We start from the raw sequence: 19,628 nt of genomic DNA on the forward strand, positions 1-19,628 counted from the left end.
TGCCCGAAGGGTCGGATGAGGGGGCCGCACGGGCCGACGCCAGCTATGGAATTTGCCCTATCTCTGGTTCCAGCGGCGGATGACCGGCTCGGTCAGGTCGTGCTCATAACCGAGCACGCTGATGCTGGCTGTATCGAGCACGAAATGCGCGCCACCCTGCGGCGGCAGGCCAAGCCAGCGGGCGGCCAGCACGCGCAGGAAATGCGAGCTGGAAAAGATCAGGATGGGCGCTGCCGCTTGGCGAAGCGCATGGATGACGGCATCGGCGCGGGCACCGACATCGGCAGCCGTTTCGCCGTTCGGGCAGCCGTCGCGAAAGAGCTGCCAGCCGGGACGTTCCGCCAGGATCGCCTTCGTCGTGACACCTTCATAGGCGCCATAGTCCCATTCGGCGAGGTCGTCGCGGATCAGAGCGCCCGCTCCGAAGCCGGCGAGCGCGCAGGTCTTGCGGGCTCGCGCCGACGGGCTCGACCAAACGGCCGAAAAGGAAAGGCCGGCCAGCCGCTCGGCAAGTTTTCGAGCGGCGGCTTCACCATTCGCCGTCAAGGGAATATCGCTGCGCCCGGTATGGCGCCCGGACAGGCTCCATTCGGTTTCACCGTGTCGAACCAGATTTATTTCGGGAAACGCACTGCTCATCCGCATTCCCTTTCATTCCAAACGCTGCGGCGGTTCAGAACGTCACCTTTTCCAGCGGCGCCCGCCGCGCCTCGAATTCCTTCAGCTTGGCTTCATTCTCGGCGATGTAGTTGCGGTTGTCGGGAACGGCGAACTGGTTTTTGGCGATCTGGATCTGCAGGATGAACAGCTCATCCCAGCGGAAGCCCATTTCGGAACCGGCGAGATAGAATTCCCACATGCGGAAGAACTGTTCGTCGTAAAGGGCCACCGCCTCGGCCTTGCGCGCCACGAAACGCTCGCGCCAGTGGCGCAGCGTATAGGCGTAATGCATCGGCAGGATTTCGACATCCTTGACCAGCAGCCCGGCCTTTTCAAGCGGCGGCAAAACCTCGCCGACGGAAGGGATGTAGCCGCCCGGAAAAATATATTTCTCGATGAAGGCATTGGTGCCGAAGCTCGGCTTCGGACGGCCGATCGAATGCAGCACCATGACGCCGTTGTGGTCGAGCAGGTCCGAGACCTTGCGGAAGAAATTGCCGTAGTTGCCGATCCCGACATGCTCGAACATGCCGACCGAGACGATGCGGTCGAACTTCCTGCCCGTCATGGTGCGGTAATCCTGCAGCTCGAAACGAACACGCTCGGACAGACCGCGTTTTTCGGCGCGTGAGCGGGAGACCTTCAGCTGCTCTTCGCTCAGCGTGATACCGGTAAACTCGGCGCCTTCAGTCGCTTCCGTCAGGTACATGCCCATGCCGCCCCAGCCGGAGCCGATCTCCAGGATGCGCTGGTTGGGGGCAAGCAGGAGCTTGGCGGCGATATGGCGTTTCTTGGCGAGTTGCGCCTCATCCAGACCGATGCCCGGCGGGTTGAAATAGGCACAGGAATATTGCCAATCCTCGTCGAGGAAAAGATCGAAGAGCTTGGCCGAGAGATCGTAATGATGGGCGACATTGTGCTTGTTACGATTGATCGGCACGCGGCTTTTCAGCTGCTGCCAGGCGATACGGCCGACGAGCAGCGCCGCCATCTTGAAGTCGAAGATCTCGTTGGTGGTGTTCTGCTTCACCAGCGACAGGAAGTCGTAGATGTTGCCCTGTTCGAGAATGAACCGGCCCTGCATGTACATCTCGCCGAGCTTCATCGTCGGGTCGCGCCGGATGGCGTCTTCAGCCTCCTGATCGGCAAGCCGGGCGACCACCAAGTCGCCGGTGCCGTCGCCGATCACATGGGTCTCGCCGTTGGCAAGGGTAAGCTTCAACGAACCCTTGCGGATGATTTGCTGGACGATCGATAAGAAAGCCGACGCCATGGACGCCTCGCAAATGTGACAGGATGGTCACATCAACTTAATAGCTCTCACTCGCCTTACAAGCGCCGGATTTAGCAGTCAGCGCAGAACGCTGCCAAACTGTGGCATTTTTGCAAGAATACCGGCTAAATCCTTATTTTCGCTTCATGGCTTCAGCGAGTGCAGCGCCGAAAGCACCCTGGCCCTCCGCTTTCGGAGCTGCGGGCCGGCGCTCATTCTGCGGCCGGGCGCCCTGACTTGCGCGAGAATCACCCCGCGGCTGAGACGCAGAAGAACCATCGTCGCGGCGCATCGAAAGGCCGATGCGCTTGCGCTTGGCATCGACTTCCACCACCCGCACCTTCACGACATCGCCCGCCTTGACCACCTCATGCGGGTCCTTGACGAAGCGATCGGCGAGCTGCGACACATGCACTAGGCCATCCTGGTGCACGCCGATATCGACGAAGGCGCCGAAGGCCGCGACATTGGTGACCGTGCCTTCGAGCACCATGCCGGGCGTCAGGTCGGAAATCTCGTGGACGCCCTCTGCGAAGGTCGCGGTCTTGAAGCTGGGACGCGGGTCGCGCCCGGGCTTTTCCAGCTCGGCGATAATATCCTTCACCGTCGGCAGGCCGAATTTCTCGTCGATGAACTGACGCGGATCGATCGATTTCAAGACGGCGCTGTCGCCCATCAGCGTCCGCAGGTCGCGGCCGCAGGCGGCGACGATCTTCTTGGCGACGCCGTAGGCCTCGGGATGCACCGAGGAGGCGTCGAGCGGCTCCTTGCCGTTCGGGATACGCAGGAAGCCGGCGCATTGTTCGAAGGTGCGGCCGCCGAGGCGTGCGACCTTCAGCAGATCGCGCCGCGTCTCGAAGCGGCCCTCGCTGTCGCGGTGGCGGACGATGGCCTCGGCGATCGACGGGCCGAGGCCGGAGACACGGGCAAGCAATGGCGCCGAGGCGGTGTTCAGATCGACGCCGACGGCGTTCACCGCGTCCTCCACGACAGCATCGAGCGAACGCGACAGCTTCTGCTGATCGACATCGTGCTGATACTGGCCGACGCCGATCGATTTCGGCTCGATCTTGACGAGCTCGGCGAGCGGATCCTGCAGGCGGCGGGCGATGGAGACGGCGCCGCGCAGCGATACGTCGAGATCGGGAAACTCCGCCGCGCCGGTCGCCGAGGCGGAATAGACCGAGGCGCCGGCTTCCGAGACGATGACCTTGGTCGGCTTCGGGGCCGGCAGATTGGCCAGCATGTCGGCCACCAGCTTTTCCGTTTCGCGGCTGCCGGTGCCGTTGCCGATCGAGATCAGCTCGACATGGTGCTTGCGAATCAGCGAGGCGAGTTCGATCTGGGCGCCGCGCACGTCGTTGCGCGGCTGGAAGGGATAGACGGTCGAGGTCGCCACCACCTTGCCGGTGCCGTCGACGACGGCGACCTTGACGCCGGTGCGAATGCCGGGATCGAGCCCCATCGTTGCGCGCGAGCCAGCGGGTGCGGCCAGCAGCAGGTCCTTGAGATTGCGGGCGAAGACGTGAATCGCCTCCTCTTCGGCCCTTTCGCGCAGCTCGCGCATCAGATCGAGCGACAGCGACATGGAAAGCTTCACCCGCCAGGTCCAGCTGGCGACCTCCATCAGCCATCGGTCGCCGGGGCGACTCGTGCCGATCTCGTAGGCAGCGGCGATCATCCGTTCGACCGGCTTATTCGGCGAGGCGGTCTCGGCATCGGCCTCGATGGTCAGCGTCAAGACCTCCTCGTTCCACCCGCGCAGCATGGCAAGCGCCCGGTGGCCGGGTGCGGTCGCCCAGCGTTCGGAGTGGTCGAAATAATCGGAAAACTTCTCACCCGCCGCCTGCTTGCCGTCGACGACCTTGGCTTTCAGCAGCGAAGCCTGGCGCATATGGGCGCGCAACTTGCCGAGCAGGTCGGCATTTTCAGCAATGGCTTCGGCAATGATGTCGCGAGCGCCTTCGAGCGCCGTCTTCACGTCGGGCACATCAGCCGTGACGAAACCTTCAGCGAGCACCGCTGGCTCCCGGCCGCGATCGGCAAGGATCGCCTCGGCAAGCGGGCCGAGGCCGCGTTCCCGGGCGATTTCGGCGCGGGTACGCCGCTTCGGCTTATAGGGCAGATAGAGATCTTCGAGCTCCGCCTTGGTTGCCGCACCCGCGACCTTGGCCATCAGCTCCTCAGTCATCTTGCCCTGGCCGGTGATCGATTCGACGATCGTGTCGCGCCGGGCCTCGAGCTCGCGCAGGTACACCAGCCGCTCGGCGAGATCGCGCAGCTGCGTGTCATCGAGCCCGCCCGTCACTTCTTTGCGGTAGCGGGCGATAAAGGGCACGGTGGCTCCCTCGTCGAGCAGCTCGATGGCGGCCTTGGCCTGGTCGGGCCGGGCATTGATTTCGGAGGAGATGCGGGCTGCGAGAAAACGGAGGTCTGCGGCCATGGGATTCCCTATGTCGACGAAAGTTGCGGGACCATAGCGGCGAAAAGCGGCAAGGCAATGCCCGACTGTGGTTTCCACAGCTGAAGTTGACGGGTTGGGGCTACACCGCACAACGCCAACCGTTGCCCACTACCCCATTGCTCTCTTCCGTTTTTGCGGTTGTGCAGATGCGGCATTCTTTGATAGCAGAAGCAACGTTTTTGGATCGCCCTGCCCGCGGGCGCAAGGAAAAGAGTGACATGCCAAACCTTCTTCTCGAACTTCGCTCCGAAGAGATTCCGGCCCGCATGCAGCGCAAGGCTGCGGGCGACCTGAAGAAGCTCGTCACCGATGCGCTCGTCGAAGCCGGCCTGTCCTATGAAGGCGCGCGCGAATACTGGACGCCACGACGGCTGGCGCTCGACATTCACGGCCTGACGGCGCGCTCGGCCGATGTGCGCGAGGAGCGCAAGGGGCCGCGCACCGACGCCAACGAGAAGGCGATCGAGGGCTTTCTTCGCGGCGCCGGCCTTTCGTCCGTCTCCGAGGCCCAGGTGGTGAGCGACCCGAAGAAGGGCGATTTCTACGTCGCGGTGATTTCCAAACCCGGCCGCGCGACGGAAGAGATCGTTGCCGAAGTGATGCCCGGCATCATCCGCGATTTCCCCTGGCCGAAATCGATGCGCTGGGGCAAGGCTTCCTCCAAGCCCGGCGCAATGCGCTGGGTGCGGCCGCTGCAGTCGATCGTCTGCACCTTTGGCCCGGAGCATGAGGAAACCGTCGTCATCCCGTTTGAAATCGACGGCATCACCGCCTCCAACATTACCTACGGCCATCGTTTCCACGCGCCCGACGCGATCACCGTCCGGCGTTTCGACGATTACGTGGCGAGCCTGGAAAAGGCGAAAGTCATCCTCGACGCCGAGCGGCGCAAGGACATCATCCTGCATGACGCGCGCGACATCGCTTTTGCCAACGGGCTCGAACTGGTGGAAGACGAAGGCCTGCTGGAGGAAGTTTCCGGCCTCGTCGAATGGCCGCAGGTGCTGATGGGTTCCTTCGAGGAGGATTATCTCTCCATTCCCTCGGAGATCATCCGCCTGACGATCAAGACCAACCAGAAGTGTTTCGTAACCCGCAAGCAGGGTGAAGAGACGCTGTCCAACAGATTCATCCTGGTTTCGAACATCCAGGCGCATGACGGCGGCAAGGAAATCGTCCACGGCAACGGCAAGGTGGTGCGCGCCCGGCTTTCGGATGCCCTGCATTTCTGGAAGCGCGACCAGGGCGATATGCCCGATCTCGAAACGCTGAAAGCATCTGCGGCAAAATTCGGTCTCGACCTGATGAAGCCGCTCGACCAGCGCATGGCCAAGCTCGACGCGCTCGAGGTGACGTTCCATGCCAAGCTTGGCACACAAGGTGCGCGTGTCGCCCGCATTCGCGCGCGGGCATCGGAGCTCGCGAAAATTACCGGCGCCGACGCGGCTCTCGTCGATCGCGCCGCCGTGCTCGCCAAGGCGGATCTGCGCACCGAAGCCGTTGGCGAGTTTCCGGAACTGCAGGGCTTGATGGGCCGTAAATATGCGGTGCTGCAGGGCGAGAACGCCTCCGTCGCCGCGGCGATCGAGGACCATTACAAGCCGCAAGGCCCCTCGGACCGCGTGCCGGAGGACAAGGTGGCGATCACGCTGGCGCTGGCCGACAAGCTCGACACGCTGACCGGCTTCTGGGCGATCGACGAAAAGCCGACGGGCTCGAAGGATCCCTTCGCCCTGCGGCGAGCAGCCCTCGGCGTCGTCCGCATTCTGCTCGAGCGACGGATCCGCCTGCCGCTGTTGGCGACGACCAAGGACGGCGATCTGCTCTCCTTCTTTCATGATCGTCTCAAAGTCTATCTGCGCGATCAGGGCGCCCGGCACGATCTGATCGATGCCGTGCTGACTCCTGAAGCCGACGACCTGTTGATGGTGGCGCGCCGCGTCGAAGCGCTGACGGCTTTCATCACCTCGGAGGACGGCGAGAACCTGCTTGCCGGCACCAAGCGCGCCACGCAGCTGCTCGCCGCCGAGGAGAAGAAGGGCACCGTCATCGCCGACGGCGTTTCGCCGGCGCTCTTCAGGCTCGATGCCGAGAAGGAGCTGTTCGCCGCCATAACGAGTGCCTCGAAGGATGCGGCGAACGCCGTTGCCGGCGAGGATTTCCGCTCGGCGATGGAAGCACTCTCCAAGCTGCGCGGCCCCGTCGACCGCTTCTTCGAAGACGTGCTCGTCAACGACGAGGATGCCGCGATCCGCGCCAACCGTCTTGCCCTGCTGCGGTTGATCCGCGAGGCGACGGGAACGGTGGCGGATTTCTCGAAGATTTCGGGGTGAGCGGATTTTGAGCTGGGTGCTCTCGCCAGTGCTAACGCGAACGCTGTGCTTGCCGCATGGATCCTCGGGTCAAGCCCGAGGATGACGGAGTGGGGAGTGAGCACTGCGCCAAATGCGGCGCCGCAGACGCAATACGATCAGCGACTTCGAATTCAGTTTCCTAGAGCGCAGCCAGCTTTTCATGGGAAAGATGCAGACGTCCTTTCTTGCCAACAGTGCCGCCCATCTCTCCGTCATGCTCGGCCTTGACCTGCCTTGACCCGAGCATCCATGCCAAGCACTCTGCTTGTGCGGTTTGTTTTGGTCGGTCACCATACATCGATGATCCAACCCTAGCATCACCGCCCCAATGCGGTTACTCAAGCAGCCATGCAAAACAAGATTCTCGTCAGCGCCTGCCTCGTGGGGCACGCCGTCCGTTATGACGGGCGGGCGAAGCCGTTGCTTCACCCGGCGATCGAGAGATGGCGGGCCGAAGGGCGGCTCGTGACGATCTGTCCGGAGATGTCGGCGGGCATGCCGGTGCCGCGGCCGCCAGCGGAGATCGCGGATGGAGCGACCGGCGAAGAGGTTCTGGCCGGCACGGCTCGGGTTATAGAGCTGACGGGCGGCGATGTGACGGAAGAGTTCCAGAAGGCGGCCGGAAATGCCGTGGCGCTCGCACGCCAGACCGGTTGCCGCTTTGCGCTGCTCATCGACGGCAGCCCATCCTGCGGGTCTGGGTTCATCTATGACGGCACATTTTCCGGGCGCCGGCAGGCTGGCAATGGCGTGACGGCGGCGGCTCTGAAAGCGGCCGGTGTCGACGTGTTCTCCGATCGGGAAATCGAGCAATTGGTCGATCGTCTGGCACAATAAGCCCCAAACGGCACGGCCGCCGGAAAACCGACGGCCGCTAAGAATTTGGTGCTGAAAATCCTGTTTGTCGCCGCGCCACTTATGTTTTTACGCAATCCTGACGGAAAACCGCTTCACGCTTTTCCTGGAATTGCGTTAGGCCGCGCGGCGACCCTGATGTGCAACGGGAGCAGCGCCGGCATTGCCGACCCGGAAGCCGCGGATGAGATCGATCAATTCGTCGGTGTCGCTGGCGAGCGTCTCGGCCGATGCAGTGGTCTCTTCGGCCATGGCGGCGTTCTGCTGGGTGGCGGCGTCGAGCTGGTTCACCGACGAGGAGATCGAGCGCAGCGTCGTGTCCTGTTCGGAGGCGCTGTGGGCGATCTTGGCGACGATCTCGTTGGCGGCCTTGATCTGGTCGGAGATGCGCTTCAGCGCCTCGCCTGCCTCGCCGACCAGACGGACGCCGTGTTCGACCTGGCTGGAGGAGCGGGCGATCTGGTCCTTGATCTCCTTTGCCGCGGCGGCGGAGCGCTGGGCAAGTTCGCGCACTTCCTGGGCGACGACGGCAAAACCCTTGCCGGATTCGCCGGCACGGGCAGCCTCGACGCCGGCATTCAAAGCCAGGAGGTTGGTCTGGAAGGCGATCTCGTCGATGACGCCAATGATCTTTGTTATCTCCGAAGACGATTTCTCGATGCCGCTCATCGCCTCGATCGCCTGGCTGACGATCGCATCGCTGTGGGTGGTCTCGGCACTGACGGCATGCACGCGCTTGCTCGCCTCATGGGCGCCATCGGCCGTCTGGCGGACGGCGACGGTGAGTTCATCGAGGGCGGCGGATGTTTCCTCCAGGCTTGCGGCCTGGCGTTCGGTGCGCTGCGACAACTCGTTGGAGGCGCGGCGGATCTCTTCCTTGCTGGTGCCGATATCACTGCCCTTGGCGCTGACCTTAGCCATGGCGGCCTCGAGATGCGACAGCGCATCGTTGAAGTTATCGCGAAGGGCGGCGTATTTTTGGCCGAGATCGGCGCAGCGGACCGTAAGGTCGCCGCGAGCTATCAGCTCCAGCGCCTGGCCGATCGTCGCCACGACGCGGGCCTGGAGTGCCGCCTCGTCCTGCTGCTGGCGCAGGTTGTTTTCGCGCTCGCTTTCCAGCGCCAGCTGCTGGGCCGCCTCGCGATCGGACATCTGATGGCGTTCGCGGATCTTTTCCTGCAGCGACAGCGTCGCCTTCGCCATCATGCCGACCTCATTGTTCATGCCGGTATGCGGGATGGCGATGGAAACGTCCTCTTCGGAGACCGCCTTCAGGGCGGCATGGACATTGTTGAGAGGGCCGGAAATGCCGCGAATGACGACGTAGGCAGCCGCCATGGCAAGGACGAAGAGAACGATGCTGCCGGAGAGCGCGGTCAGGATCGTGCTGTTAATCTGGGCATCGAGATCATCCATATAGACGCCGGTGACAACGACGACCTTCCAGGGGTCGAAGGCCTGGCCGTAGGCCGTCTTGCGATAATCGCCGGCCGGCTGGCCCGGCTTGCTGGTGGAATAAAATTCAACGAGACCGCCACCCTGCTGGCCGAGCTTGACCAGCTCTTCACGATAGAGCTTGCCCTTGCTGTCCGGCTGACCCTTCAGGTTCTGTCCGACCTTCGAGGCATCGTAGTGAAACATCATCTGGACATCGTAGCTATAGCCGAAGAAATAGCCGTCGGGATCGTATTTCATGCCGTTGACGGTGGCGTAAGCCTGCTTCTGGGCATCCTCCAGCGTCATTTCGCCTGCGGTGACCTTGGCCTGGTAAAGCTTGAGAACCGAGATCGCCGACTGAACCTCGGCACGGAGCATGTCGTAACGCTCCGTGTAAATCGCATCGACCGAGGAGCGGATCTGCAGAGACGTGGCGATCGCAAAGGCCGCCATCAAGCCGACGATCAGCAATATGAGCTGCTTCGATATCTTTAGATTTTTCATGCTTCCTCGCAAAGGGAATGAGCGAATACATTCCGGTGCGGTCTTCTACCGCCTGTGCGAGCGCATCTGAGAAGGACGCGTCTACCGCTGCTAAACAACATGCTGCGACCGGCGCATAAGAATTGAAGGTGACTCAATAAGAAAGCTTTAATTTTATTCGAACTGACGCGAATTTCCCTAAAAATCAGGGGGCTGAGCTACTAAGACAAGCGGTGAGTTTCCCCTCACAGTCGAATATCGCTCGTTTTCGCTCTGCGGATCTGCCGGGGCCTCAAAGCAGGAATGCACCCCCGCTTCTCTTCGAGGGTGCATCCGCTCCACCGCAGTGGAACCCCAAGCGATCGAAACCTTGATCGGGCAGGGGCAGGGAACTGTCGCAGCGGCTCAAATTGGCTTAGGGGCACACAGCCCTCTAATGCCGTGGTTTTTTAGAAACGCAGCTTGAATTCGGAAACATCGGGAGCCGGCGGCTGCTCAACCATGCCGGCGGCAACCGGCCTGGCATCGCCGCCAATCACGGCTGCAGTCGTTGCGTTCATGTCGATGCCTGGCGCGGGCGAGATCGAAGGTTCGACGGCAGCCAAGGCTTCCGGCGTTGCCTTGCTGACGAAGACGACGGGCGAACCGCCCATCCAGGCTTCGGTGCGGAAGATCTTCGTTTCGCCGCCGACGTCGCGAACTTCGCTCGCCTGGAGGACGCCGGGTTTCAGTTCCGGCACCGTATAGTCCTTGCGGCTTTGCTCGGCCTGTAGCGGCGGGCAAGCAGTGCAGCGTTCAGTGACGATGCTGCCTTCGGCACGCCCTGCCGTTTTGCCGATCACCTCGATCGAGGAGGCCATCGCCGAGCCTGCCATCAGCAGGACTGCCGCACCGAGGAAAATCTGACGCATCAACGCACCTCCGTCTCACTATGACAGCGGTATAGCGCAGCTTCATTTCCATCCCGTCAGGGGAAAGGCTAAAAATTTAAGGAACGCGACGGTTTATGCGTCGTTCGAGGCTTTTTCGCGCTCGATCGCGCGCCAGCCGATGTCGCGCCGGCAGAAGCCGTTTTCCCACCGAACCCTATCCAGCAGGGCATAGGCGCGGCCCTTCGCCTCGGCAACCGTGCCGCCCGATGCCGTGACGTTCAGCACGCGGCCGCCGGTTGCGACCAGCACGCCGTCCTTCATGCCGGTGCCGGCATGAAACACCTTCTCGCCCTCGCCTGCCTCCGGCAGGAATTCGATCGGCGTGTTCTTCTCATAGGTGCCGGGATAGCCCTTCGAAGCCATGACCACCGTCAGCGCCGGATCGTCGCTCCATTCGGCGCTCACCTGATCGAGCGTACCATTGGCGGTGGCAAGCAGCAGCGGCAGCAGATCACTCTTCAGCCGCATCATCAGCACCTGACATTCCGGATCGCCGAAGCGGACATTGTATTCGATGAGCTCCGGCCCCTTCTTCGTGATCATCAGTCCGGCGAAAAACACGCCGGAGAAGGGATGACCGCTCTCGGCCATGCCGCAAATCGTCGGCTCGATGATCTCCTTCATGGTGCGCTCGACCATCTCGGCCGTCATCACAGGCGCCGGCGAATAGGCGCCCATGCCGCCGGTATTGACGCCGGTATCGCCCTCGCCCACCCGCTTGTGATCCTGGGCGGTCGCCAGCGGCAGCGCATGTTTTCCATCGCAGAGACAGAAGAAGCTCGCTTCCTCGCCATCGAGATAGGCTTCGACGACAACTTCGGTGCCAGCGGCGCCAAAAGCGCCCTCGAAGCAGTCGTCGACGGCATCGAGCGCTTCGTCGAGCGTCATCGCAACAGTCACGCCCTTACCGGCGGCCAGCCCGTCGGCCTTGACGACGATCGGAGCGCCCTGGCCGCGAATATAGGCTTTGGCTTTCGGCGCGTTGTTGAAGCGCTGGTAAGCGCCGGTGGGGATGCCGTAGCGGGCGCAAATATCCTTGGTGAAGCCCTTGGAGCCCTCGAGCTGGGCGGCACCGGCGGAGGGCCCGAAGACTGCCAGGCCGTCGGCGCGCAGCCGGTCGGCGAGGCCGGCGACGAGCGGCGCCTCGGGCCCGACGACGACGAAGTCGATCGCCTTGTCCTTGCAGAAAGAGGCGACCGCTTCGTGATCCTCGACATTCAAGGGCGCGAGGATCGCATGTTCGCCAATGCCGGGATTGCCGGGGGCGGCGTAGAATTCGCTCATCAACGGCGATTGCGCCAGCTTCCAGGCGAGCGCGTGCTCGCGTCCGCCCGATCCGATCAACAGAACCTTCATGCGCGATCCCTTTCCTGTTCCGTCAGGCGGTTAAGGGCCGAGGGCCGAAAGGTCAAGCGGGAAAGCTTACCAGCCCCCGCCTCCGCCGCCGCCTCCACCGCCGCCGGAGGAGCCGCCGCCGGAAAAACCGGAGGATGAACTCGATGGCGGCGGCGAGGGTATCGTCGACGCGATGGTGGAGGCCATAGACGAGGAGAAGCCGCCGACGCGATCGGAGAAGCTGCCGCTGTTGAAATCGCCGGAATACCAGGAGGGCGCATAGGCTGCGGCCGCGCCGGCGGCAGCGGCCGCAAGCCAGGTCTCGAAGGTGCGCGACCAGGGCTTTTCGACGCCGAGCGCCACCGCATAGGGCAGCAGCGTCTCGAAATGCTGCGGCGACATTTGTGGGGCGCCGGCCATATTCATGCGATCCTTCTCGGCCAGCGTCAGATATTGTCGCAGGCCGTCAATGCCGTCCATCATCCTGGCGCCGAGTGGGGTCGGCGCGCCCATGATGAAGAAATAGAGGACATTGAGCAGCACGATGCCGCCGACGGCAAAGAGCATCGGCGTCTCGTGCAATTCCACCAGCGACGAGGCAAGCGTCAGGACGATAATGGAAAGAATGCCGATGCCGACAAAAACGCCGACCGCTGCGGCGATGACGGCCATGACCTTGGCGAACAGCGATCTGCCCTGGTGCAGCGACTTGACCAAACCGGCGATGAAGACGGCAATAAAGACGGAGATGCCAATCGGGATCAGCATCAGCGCGATCGTATCCGGCTCCAGTGAGCCGAAGACGAACAGGGCCACCAGGGCGGCGGCGCTCAGCGCAACGCCGCCGGTGGTGTAGCCGATGTTGGAATTATAATATTTGCCGCGATGCTCCCTCTCGATCGCCGAACGGAAGGACTGGCCGATCGTTTTCACCCGCTCACCATTCGCCTCGTCGATCGTCAGCGTCCGGCCTTCGCCGCCGGCGACTTTCAGGAGCTCGGCCTCGCCGGCCTGGAATTTCTCCTTGCCGAGCGGCTTGCCGGTGCCGCGGATGACGATCGAATCCTTGAGGTCGTCGAGCTTGACATAGCCGCGCACCGCAAGATTGAGCGCGGTTGCGGCAAGCGCCGTCCAGCCGCCGCCCGAGAAGCCCTTATTGTCGATATAGTTGACCAGCGCCGGCGAGATGCCGTCCGGGGCATCCCAGCGCGGCACGACGACGCCTCGGGCGGGGTCGCGGCCGACCTTCAGCCAGGATCTGAGGTAGTAGGCAAAAACGAGGATCAGGCCGCCGAAGCCGATGAAATAATTGCGGTTGTCCTTCAGCCACCAGGTGCTTTCCATGTCCGCGCTCGGTGGATCGATCGAGCCCTTCGGCATGCGGATCGCAAAGGTCAGGCCCTCATTGGGGCCAAGAGGCGCGGTGGTGGAAAAGACGATGCCGGCGCCGCTTTCGCTCACACGGGCATCCTTTCCCCTGGCGCCCTGCGGGCCGGTAAAGAAGGTCGTCTCGGTCGCGCTGACATCAGGCGGCAGGTTCACGGTTGCGGTGACTGACCGGATCGGAAAGATCCAGCCATTGCCGGTGACGTTCCAGTAGAGTTCGTCGTGATCGTCGAAGTAGCGGATCTGTCGGTTGGTCCGGTAGGTGAAGACGTAGCGATGACGGCCCGGCGTCACCGTCACCTCGGGGGAGCCGGCATAAATGCGGATACCGCCGGATATCGATTCCGTGTGCCAGGGCTCGTTCGCGCCATCGCGCGTGACCGAGACCATGTCGAAATCGACGCTGCGGCGACGGCCGCCGGCGGCGGTGATATAGAGCGGGAAATCCCGGAAGATGCCGTGGTTGATCCGGTTACCCTCGGCATTGACGGTGATGGTTTCCGTCACCGTCAACACGCCGCTCTTTTCGAGCGCGATCTCGGAGGCGAAACTGTCGATCACCTCGGCTGCAAAGGCCGCCGGGGCGGCGACCATCAGGAGCAGCGCCAAGCAAAATCCGAAAAACCGACGCCCCATCCCTGTCTCCCCGCCGGCTGCCCCGGCTGCGCATTGCTTCAATCCTTATCCCGATAGGTCACGCCAAGCGCGGCAAGCGTCCGCCAATAGGCGGGGAAGGTCTTGCCGACGCAATAGGGGTCGAGAATGGTGATGCCGTCGATCTTGAGGCCCGCAAGTGCGAAGCTCATCGCGATGCGGTGGTCGGCAAAGGTGTCGATCTCGGCCGGCAACGTCTGACCGGCGAGAGCAGGATCGGAGTGGACGATCAGATCGTCCCCCTCCTCGACGGCCAGACCTTCGCGGATATTGTTGAGTCCGGTGGACAGGGCGCGGATGCGGTCGCATTCCTTGACGCGCAGATTGGCGATGCCGACGAAGCGGACCGGCGTCTCGTTGAAGGCGGCCAGCACGGCGATGGTCGGAACGGCATCCTGCATCTGCGAGCCGTCGATTTCAGCCGGCAGATGCGGAAATTTGGCGATCGTCTCGTAGGCCTTGGCATCCGGCTGGGTGAAGGCATCGTTCGGCACGCCAAGATCGATCTTGCCATCGCTCAGCACTTCGGCCGCCCAGAGATAGGTCGCGGCGGATGCATCCGGCTCGATGACGAAATCGGCGGCGCGATAGCCGGTCGGCTCGACGCGCCAGGTGACGGGGCTGGTCTTTTCGACATCGGCGCCGAAGGCCTTCATCGCCGCGGTGGTGAGATCGATATAGCCAAGCGCGCCGATATCCTCGCCGACAAGTTCGATGTCGACGGGACGGTCGCCGCCGGCCGCCATCATCAGCAGCGCCGAAACATACTGGCTGGACAGCCCGCCGTCGATCAGGATCCGGTCGGCCTCAAAGCGGCCGGTGCCTCTGACGGTGACCGGCGGGCAGCCGGTCTCAGCTGCGACGTCGATGCCGAGCGTGCGCATCGCTTGAACTAGCGGTCCGATCGGGCGCTTGCGCATGTGCTCATCGCCGTCGACGATGACGGTGCCCTCCACCAGAGCCGCAGCCGCCGTCAGGAAGCGTGTGGCCGTGCCAGCATTGCCGAGGAAGAGCGGCGCCTTCGGCGGCGTGAGCCTGCCGCTGCCGGTGACGACGAAGGTGGTGTCGTCGGGCTCGTCGATCACAACACCCATGGCGCGCAGTGCATCGGCCATATAACGCGTATCGTCGCTCTTCAGCGCGCCGGTCAGCCGGCTCGTGCCCTTGGCAAGGCCGGCGAGCAGCAGGGCGCGATTGGTGATCGACTTCGAACCCGGCGGCATGGCGCGGCCGAAAAGCGGCCGGCCCGGCGGGATGATCGTGAGTTTGGCTGTGCGTGTCATGCTATGTCTTCCGTCCATGAGCGAGGCTAAAGCGCGTCGCGATCTTTCAGATTCGCTTTCTACGCTTTAGATCTTTGGTTTTGCGCAGTCGTCATCGCAAAACCGCTTCACACTTTTGCGCGACATGCTCTTGCCGGCCGCGGTCTGCTCCTGCTCTTAATCGGTTTTTTGCAAAGGCAAAATGCCGGATCGTCAGAATTTGACGCTGGGAACGGCGCGATCGGCCTCGTTGGTGATTTCGAAGTATTCCCGCTTGGCAAAACCGAATTGGCTGGCGACGAGATTGGAGGGGAAGCTTTCAACCTTGACGTTCAGATCACGGGCTGCACCGTTGTAATAACGCCGTGCCATCTGCAGCTCGCCTTCCAGGGTTTCGAGCGAGGCCTGCAGTTCGGCGAAATTCTGGTTGGCCTTGAGATCGGGATAGGCTTCGGCAAGCGCGATCACCCGGCCGAGCGCCTGGCCGAGCAGCCCTTCGGCCTGCGCCCTGCCGGCGACATCGCCCGATGGCACGGCCTGCGCCTTGTTGCGCAGCGCAACCACCTCTTCGAGCGTCGACTTTTCATGGGTGGCATAGCCTTTGACCGTCTCGATCAGGTTCGGGATCAGATCGGCGCGGCGCTTGAGCTGGACGTCGATGCCTGACCAGGCTTCCTCAGCCATCTGCCGGGAACGAACCAGGCCGTTGTAGATGAAGACGATGTAAAGCGCGATGACAGCGATAAGAGCGAGTATCACATACATGCAGATGGGCTCCCCGATTTGATGATCGCACGTTAGTGATTCGGCATGACAAAGTCATCTTGGCGAAACAATTCTTCGAACGATTTCGACAAGACTTGGAGGAACCCGTTCATCTAGGAGACTATCCGCCAATCGGGAGCATAGGCATCCATCTTCTGGCTTTCTCGCCAGAGATTGAAGCGTTCAGTCCAGCAATGCTCGACATCAAGGGCAACGGCGAATGGCAGATAGCGTTCGTAACATTCTACCGACATTGCGGGACCATCGAGTTCGCCACGCAAGTAGCCGCCCAAGCTCAGGACGCTGTTGCGGATCTGTCGCTGCTTCGGGGTTGCCATGCGCGCCACCCTCGGAATAATGACAATGCCGGCGATATTCAGCAAAATCGCCAGGAGATACGGCTGCTGTTCGCTGATAACCTCAGTGGTGCAAATGTAGACAAGCGCAAAAATCATTAGTGCCGGAACACCGACATATAGACCGAACGACTGCCTGAAATCGATGGGCCAAGAAAGCCGCTCCGGGTGCAGGAACGCCATCACAATCACGGAGGAAATTAGTAATATGCCGCAGATAGCTGCGGAAAAGAGCAGCAGACCTGAAAAATAAGCGATGGCAACGCCAAGCAGCAGAATAGCAACAGCGGTCGCCAACGCGCCCCGATCCATGCCACCTCTGGCTTTCTGATACTCGTCAACGACTGTCTTGTGCAATTCAAGTTCGAAACCATACAAAGCATACAAGATCTTGCGCCGACCATCGGCGGGCCGTTCTTTTTCAATTTGCCCAAACACCAGGCGCGTCACGGCCGGAAGACCATACCATCTGGCGCGCGCCACCTTGCCCTTCTTGCGCACTTGCCTGGCAGACAAGTCCGAAGCTTCAGCATCCTCACCAAGGCTGGAAATGCGAAGCATTCTCTTCACTGCGAGATGGCAGGCAGACGCCATGAAGGCTGCTTTTGCCGCTTCCGACTTCCAGTTTGAAAACAAATAGGCCGCCAAAGCAGGCGAGATGCTCTCCATCATTTTGCTATCGACAGCAATTGAAGGTGCAGGCAATCGCCAGCCCTGCCCTGATCTAGTGATGACAAACAGACCGGTGAGAAACGGTCCCAAAATGCTGATGAATAGGAGCAAGTGATCGGAGAGCCACCACCGCACCCGGCTGCCGCTCGCTACGGTCACAAAGGTCTTGGTGGGATATTCGATTTCGATATCCGGCAGAACCCGATCCCGCTTGCCTGCCGCAACAGACACCACAAACTCATTCGGTGCTTTCTGCATGACCTCATAGGCCGCCGGATCCTGTTGCGAAGGGCGTAACGTTCCGCCGCGCGGCAGCTTCAGCGTCAGCGTTTTTTTCGCGCCCTGGCCATGGACGCGGCCCATATAAGCCGGCAGGGAGAGAACCTCGCGATCGCCTTCCTGACGAACCAGGCGGCCGAGCCAATAAACGATCTGGATCTTTGTAAAACCAATAGGCAGATCTGCAGGGCAATGTTTGCAGTGCTCCTTGCCGATATAAATCGAGTACCCTGGCACATTGTTTTCTTTAAAAAAATATTCTTCGAGTCCGTCACGTCTGGCTGCGACCAGTTCGAAATCTCGCCAGTGAACCCCGTTTGACGCATCTGTGAAACGTTGAGGGATATCAACGTAAACGCCGCCGTAATTCTCCGTCTTTTTGACTGCGATCTCGAAGAACTCCGACACAAAGGCAGTGCCGTCGGTATAGACTTCAACCGTACTGCTTGCCGACTGGACGGTGAACTCCCGGTCAAAATCACTGCACGAGGTCAGAACGACCAGCATGGCGCATAAGATTGGCCATGATAAAAGACGCAACATCCTGGCGGCGAAATTCTCATTTGAAAACTTAAAGTAAAGAATATCGTTCATTCAAAAGAGATACCGAAGCTTGCATTATCGCAATATGTGACAACGTAGTGATGGTTTGCGCAATACAAAAGAAGGCTGGCCTTGGAGCGACGGAAATTTTCGAGGCTGCTTACGCCGCCTCGCTCGTCAGTTGACGCCGCCGCATCAGCAGGAAGGTTTCGCCGCACTTTGGGCAACAACGACACCGGATTCTCGGCTGTCGTCAAACACTGATATGCGCGAGAATTCGAGCCGCCGTCTGCTCGGGCGAAAGGTCCGTCGTATCAATTTCGACCGTGTGTTCAGCCAGTCCGCGCAACAGTTTGTAGTTTGCCCGGAGCTGTTGCAGCCTCGCCGTATCGGTCAGCTTGAGCGCCTCGGATCGGCCGGGAGAGATGAGGCGCCTGGCATTCTCCTCCGGCGCGCAATCGAGGAGGATCGCGACCAGATCCGCGCCTCTGGCGGCAGCCAGATCGCGATACCAGGAGAACATCGCACTATCATGCTCGTCATCGGCAAGAGCATCGGTAAAGACGAAACTTTCAGCCGGGTCGGCGCGCAGGGCGTGGTCGAAAAAAACTCGCCGAATCTGCTCACGCAGTGATGCATGCAGAGCGTTGCTGCGGGCGAAGAGAGCTTCGGCCGGATTGAGCAGCATGTGATTGTCGATGAGCCGCGCGCCGATTCTTTTCGCCAGCAAGCGGCCGATGGTCAGCTTCCCGGTGCCTGGCCAGCCGTTGATATGGACGATACGGCCGGCAGGCTCTTGCGTCATGCCGCCTCTTTCGACAGGTTGACGCCGCCGGCGTCGGTCAGCAGGAAGGCTTCGCCGCAGGCCTTGGCGAGCGTGCGCACCCGCAGGATGTAGCTCTGGCGCTCGGTGACCGAGATGACGCCGCGTGCGTCGAGCAGGTTGAAGACGTGGCTGGCCTTGATGCACTGGTCATAGGCCGGGAAGACGCATTTGTGCAGGCGCTGATTGTCGCTTTGACCCGGCGCGCCGGCATCGAGCAGCGCCCGGCATTCCTTTTCGGCATCGACGAAATGGCGATGCAGCATTTCGGTATTGGCGAATTCGAAATTGTGACGCGAATATTCCTGCTCGGCCTGCAGGAAGACGTCGCCATAGCTGATCTTCTCGTCGCCTTCGCGGCCATTGAAATTGAGGTCGTAGACATTGTCGACGCCCTGGACATACATGGCAAGGCGCTCGAGGCCGTAGGTCAGTTCGCCCGCGACCGGCGCGCATTCGATGCCGCAGACCTGCTGGAAATAGGTGAATTGCGAGACTTCCATGCCGTCGCACCAGCATTCCCAGCCGAGGCCCCAGGCGCCGAGCGTCGGGCTTTCCCAATCGTCCTCGACGAAACGGATGTCGTGCAGCAGCGGATCGAGGCCGATCGCCGCGAGCGAACCGAGATAGAGCTCCTGCAGATTGGGCGGATTCGGCTTCAGGATGACCTGATACTGGTAATAATGCTGCAGCCGGTTCGGGTTTTCGCCATAGCGGCCATCCGACGGGCGTCGGGAGGGCTGGACGTAAGCCGCTTTCCACGGCTTGGGGCCGAGGGCGCGCAAGGTCGTTGCCGGGTGGAAGGTGCCGGCGCCGACCTCCATGTCGTAGGGCTGCAGCACCGCGCAACCCTTGTCCGCCCAGTAGCTATGCAGGGTCAGGATCAGCGCCTGAAAGGAGCGCTTCGGGTTCATATGGTCTGGGAGAGCTGACATGGGATGGCACCGCTGGCTTGGGAATTATCGGCGCGACAGGTGCCATGGAGGGCGGCAGGGGTCAAGGAGTTTTGCGGCGGTGGAGGGACGTGGAATGCCGACATGGAAGAGGAATTCGGCTGCTTCACCCACTCAGTTTTCGCCAGCGGCGCCACATATT

15 protein-coding genes are annotated in these 19,628 nt (G+C 61.7%); 3 read left to right on the forward strand and 12 right to left on the reverse strand.

Features of this window, described 5'->3' with window-relative positions; translation table 11 throughout:
- Positions 1 to 57: 57 nt before the first annotated feature.
- The 3 genes from AC13QO_RS28525 to AC13QO_RS28535 all read right to left on the reverse strand — a co-directional run bounded on the left by AC13QO_RS28525 (position 58) and on the right by AC13QO_RS28535 (position 4,376).
- Positions 58 to 639: a histidine phosphatase family protein gene (locus AC13QO_RS28525; RefSeq protein WP_488542590.1), complete on the reverse strand. Its 582-nt coding sequence runs from the start codon at positions 637 to 639 to the stop codon at positions 58 to 60.
- 34 nt (positions 640 to 673) lie between these two features.
- Entirely contained in the window at positions 674 to 1,933 is a 1,260-nt protein-coding gene (locus AC13QO_RS28530; RefSeq protein WP_183703067.1) for a cyclopropane fatty acid synthase, read from the reverse strand.
- 133 nt (positions 1,934 to 2,066) lie between these two features.
- Entirely contained in the window at positions 2,067 to 4,376 is a 2,310-nt protein-coding gene (locus AC13QO_RS28535; protein ID WP_488542591.1) for a Tex family protein, read from the reverse strand.
- A gap of 239 nt (positions 4,377 to 4,615) precedes the next feature.
- On the opposite strand from AC13QO_RS28535, the gene glyS reads away from it, so the two are divergent.
- The 3 genes from glyS (at position 4,616) to AC13QO_RS28550 (ending at position 7,588) form a co-directional block, all read left to right on the forward strand.
- Positions 4,616 to 6,730, forward strand: a complete 2,115-nt coding sequence (gene glyS / locus AC13QO_RS28540; RefSeq protein ID WP_488542592.1) for a glycine--tRNA ligase subunit beta — start codon at positions 4,616 to 4,618, stop codon at positions 6,728 to 6,730.
- Positions 6,731 to 6,842: 112 nt separating this feature from the next.
- A complete protein-coding gene (locus AC13QO_RS28545) occupies positions 6,843 to 6,989 on the forward strand; it encodes a hypothetical protein (protein WP_183703058.1) in 147 nt (48 codons plus the stop codon).
- A 110-nt stretch (positions 6,990 to 7,099) separates the two neighbouring features.
- Positions 7,100 to 7,588 carry a 2-thiouracil desulfurase family protein gene (locus AC13QO_RS28550; RefSeq protein ID WP_285194717.1) on the forward strand — a complete coding sequence of 163 codons (489 nt, stop codon included), beginning with the start codon at positions 7,100 to 7,102 and terminating at the stop codon, positions 7,586 to 7,588.
- Between the two features lie 135 nt (positions 7,589 to 7,723).
- Here the strand turns inward: AC13QO_RS28550 and AC13QO_RS28555 are convergent, their stop codons facing one another.
- The 9 genes from AC13QO_RS28555 to AC13QO_RS28595 all read right to left on the reverse strand — a co-directional run bounded on the left by AC13QO_RS28555 (position 7,724) and on the right by AC13QO_RS28595 (position 19,468).
- Complete coding sequence (locus tag AC13QO_RS28555) at positions 7,724 to 9,547, reverse strand: methyl-accepting chemotaxis protein (RefSeq protein WP_488542593.1); 1,824 nt, start codon at positions 9,545 to 9,547, stop codon at positions 7,724 to 7,726.
- A 428-nt stretch (positions 9,548 to 9,975) separates the two neighbouring features.
- Positions 9,976 to 10,437, reverse strand: coding sequence for a plant virulence effector HPE1-like domain-containing protein (locus tag AC13QO_RS28560; RefSeq protein WP_488542594.1), 462 nt, complete (start codon positions 10,435 to 10,437; stop codon positions 9,976 to 9,978).
- A gap of 93 nt (positions 10,438 to 10,530) precedes the next feature.
- Positions 10,531 to 11,814: a phosphoribosylamine--glycine ligase gene (purD, locus tag AC13QO_RS28565; protein ID WP_488542595.1), complete on the reverse strand. Its 1,284-nt coding sequence runs from the start codon at positions 11,812 to 11,814 to the stop codon at positions 10,531 to 10,533.
- Between the two features lie 66 nt (positions 11,815 to 11,880).
- On the reverse strand, positions 11,881 to 13,815 hold the full coding sequence (locus tag AC13QO_RS28570) for a DUF2207 domain-containing protein (protein WP_488542596.1): 1,935 nt from the start codon (positions 13,813 to 13,815) through the stop codon (positions 11,881 to 11,883).
- A gap of 38 nt (positions 13,816 to 13,853) precedes the next feature.
- Positions 13,854 to 15,116, reverse strand: a complete 1,263-nt coding sequence (gene aroA / locus AC13QO_RS28575) for a 3-phosphoshikimate 1-carboxyvinyltransferase (RefSeq protein WP_488542597.1) — start codon at positions 15,114 to 15,116, stop codon at positions 13,854 to 13,856.
- A gap of 192 nt (positions 15,117 to 15,308) precedes the next feature.
- A complete protein-coding gene (locus AC13QO_RS28580) occupies positions 15,309 to 15,860 on the reverse strand; it encodes a LemA family protein (RefSeq protein ID WP_488542598.1) in 552 nt (183 codons plus the stop codon).
- Between the two features lie 113 nt (positions 15,861 to 15,973).
- Positions 15,974 to 17,761 carry a DUF2207 family protein gene (locus AC13QO_RS28585; RefSeq protein WP_488542599.1) on the reverse strand — a complete coding sequence of 596 codons (1,788 nt, stop codon included), beginning with the start codon at positions 17,759 to 17,761 and terminating at the stop codon, positions 15,974 to 15,976.
- 202 nt (positions 17,762 to 17,963) lie between these two features.
- A complete protein-coding gene (locus AC13QO_RS28590; protein WP_488542600.1) occupies positions 17,964 to 18,515 on the reverse strand; it encodes an adenylate kinase family protein in 552 nt (183 codons plus the stop codon).
- Positions 18,512 to 19,468 carry a glycine--tRNA ligase subunit alpha gene (locus tag AC13QO_RS28595; RefSeq protein ID WP_064694016.1) on the reverse strand — a complete coding sequence of 319 codons (957 nt, stop codon included), beginning with the start codon at positions 19,466 to 19,468 and terminating at the stop codon, positions 18,512 to 18,514. The genes AC13QO_RS28590 and AC13QO_RS28595 overlap by 4 nt, the downstream gene beginning before the upstream one ends.
- Between the last annotated feature and the right edge of the window lie 160 nt (positions 19,469 to 19,628).

The organism is Rhizobium sp. CNPSo 3670 (assembly GCF_057784555.1).